The organism is Paenibacillus sp. OT2-17 (assembly GCF_009827695.1).
Taxonomy (GTDB): Bacteria; Bacillota; Bacilli; order Paenibacillales; family Paenibacillaceae; genus Paenibacillus; species Paenibacillus polymyxa_B.
Map to the genome: position 1 here is coordinate 1 of NZ_WUDQ01000530.1, position 2,560 is coordinate 2,560.

Here is a 2,560-nt window from a genome sequence, read left to right on the forward strand (position 1 = left end):
AAGTGAATTTGTTCTGCATCCGTCTTTGATGGATTCAACTTTGCAGGCCACAATCGGCTTGGTAATGGGTTCGGAAGAAAATTTGCCTGTAGGCAAGCCAGCGTTACCCTTTGCTTTGGAGGAGCTGAAGATATCCGAAAAATGCACTCCAGTGATGTGGGCCCGGATCTCTCACGATGGGAGTGAAGAGACGTCGAATGGATTAAGCAAGGTGGATATTGATCTGTGCGATGAGACCGGAAAGATTTGCGTGCAGCTCAAAGGACTTTTATCCAGAGCTTTGGAAGGAGATGTGGGGCAAGCCAGCATCACTGAGGATATGGGTACACTGATGCTTGAGCCTGTCTGGCAGGAGACGCCTGTCACCACAGGGGTGAACGCTAACGAAGATATCCAGCATGTTGTGATCCTGTGTGAAGTGGATGGTATCTCCGGGGAGGATATTGAAGCCCACATGGATGGTGCTCGCTGCCTTGTTTTACAGTCCTCCAGCATGGATATGGACAGTCGGTTTGAAGATTATACCATTCAGATATTTGAAGAATTGCAAAGCATCCTGCTAGACATCCCCAAACAGAAAGTTTTGATACAGCTTGCAACCCGCGCTCGGAAGGACCAACAGGTTTATTCCGGGCTCTTTGCAATGCTGAAAACCGCTCAAAAAGAAAATCCGAATGTCATGGGTCAGCTGCTTGAGCTTGATGTAGAGGATAATGTCGAAGGAATCATTGAGAAACTACAAGGGAACCGGAGTGGCCTGCATAACGAACGGATACGGTACCAAGGGGACAAACGACAGGCTTTAATGTGGCAAGAAATTGAAGCCTTACGTGAAGATGCAGACCTGCCGTGGAGAGATGGTGGGACCTATCTCATTACTGGTGGCTTAGGTGGCCTGGGGCTTATTTTTGCCAGAGACATTGTGCGCAATGTGAAAAACTCCACCGTCGTATTGGTGGGTCGGTCATCACTTTCTGCGGACCAAAAGGCTCTGTTAAGCGAACTGAGAGCGCTGGGCGGTCATATAGAGTATCAACAGGCAGATGTGGGCCACAACGAATCGGTTACCGGGCTAATTCATGGCATCGTCAAGCAATTTGGCGGTCTTAACGGTATTTTGCACACAGCCGGAGTGATTCGGGACAACTTCATCATCAAGAAGACTAAAGAAGAGGTTAGAGAAGTGCTGATTCCGAAGGTCTCAGGGGTGATGAATCTGGACCAGGCCAGCAGAGACCTGCCTCTGGACTTCTTTATCTTATTTTCTTCTGGCGCAGGAAGCCTTGGCAATGTAGGACAGGTTGACTACTCCGCTGCTAATGGCTTCATGGATGCGTATGCCTCCTATCGAAATGCTTTGGTGACAGCAAAGCAGCGCCAGGGGCAAACGCTGTCGATAAACTGGCCTCTGTGGAAGGATGGAGGCATGCATGTCGACCTGGAAACGGAAAGGGCGATGCAAGGCCTGGGCATGATTGCCATGCAAACGGAGAATGGAATCAAAGCTTTGTATCAAAGCCTGTCTTCCGGCAGAAGTCAGGTTATGGTGATCGAAGGATACCCCCAAAGGATTAAAGCGGCAATTCTAGGCCAGCTCTCGGAAACTGATGTCTCAGGCCGATCTGTAATAGAAAGTGGGGGAGCACCGTTTAACGGAGAAGAATCGCTAAGGGAAAAAGCGGAGGGTTATTTGAAAACGGTACTTTCAACCGTGATCAAGCTGCCCGCTGAAAGTATAGATGTAAATGCACCAATGGACAGGTATGGGATTGACTCCATACTGGTTATGCAGCTTACCAATGAATTGGAAAAGACTTTCGGCTCATTACCGAAAACATTATTTTTTGAATACCAGAATCTCCGGTCATTGACGGGTTATTTCCTTGAATCGTATCGCGGTCGGCTGATTGATGCTGTAGAAGCGACAGAGAAGAATACGGCTCCTGATGCAGGCCCGAAAGTACCTATAAAAGCAACGATAGAGCCTTTAGTCTCGATATCGGCTAATCGTAGGCGTCCATGGCTTTTCCCGACAGGTATACAACCACATCAGGAGAAGAAGGCATTAGACATTGCAATTATCGGCGTGTCGGGGAGATATCCGGGAGCATTGGGTATCCGAGAGTTCTGGGACAACCTAAGGGATGGAAAGGATTGCATTACAGAGATTCCCAAGGAACGCTGGGATCACAGTCTGTACTTTAATGAAAACAGAGGCAAGCCCGGAAAAACCTACAGCAAGTGGGGAGGGTTCATCGATGGAGTGGACTGGTTTGACCCGTTGTTTTTCAATATTTCGCCAAGGGAAGCGGAAACGATGGACCCGCAGGAGCGCTTATTCCTGGAATGCGTTTATGAAACGATAGAGGATGCAGGTTATACGAGAGAAACCCTTTGTGCAGAGCGGGAGCTTGGCGGCATAGAAGGCAATGTCGGGGTTTACGTCGGAGTGATGTACCATGAGTATCAACTCTATGGAGCCCAGGAACAAGCCAAGGGAAGGATGATTGGACTTCTCGGGAATGCCTCGGCGGTTGCCAACCGGGTATCGTATTTTTGT

The 2,560-nt window shown here is 48.8% G+C and carries 1 protein-coding gene; it reads left to right on the forward strand.

Annotated features, from left to right (window positions below):
- Positions 1-2,560, forward strand: a 2,560-nt coding sequence (locus GRP75_RS24140; protein WP_160790583.1) for a type I polyketide synthase, incomplete at both ends; no start/stop codon positions are given.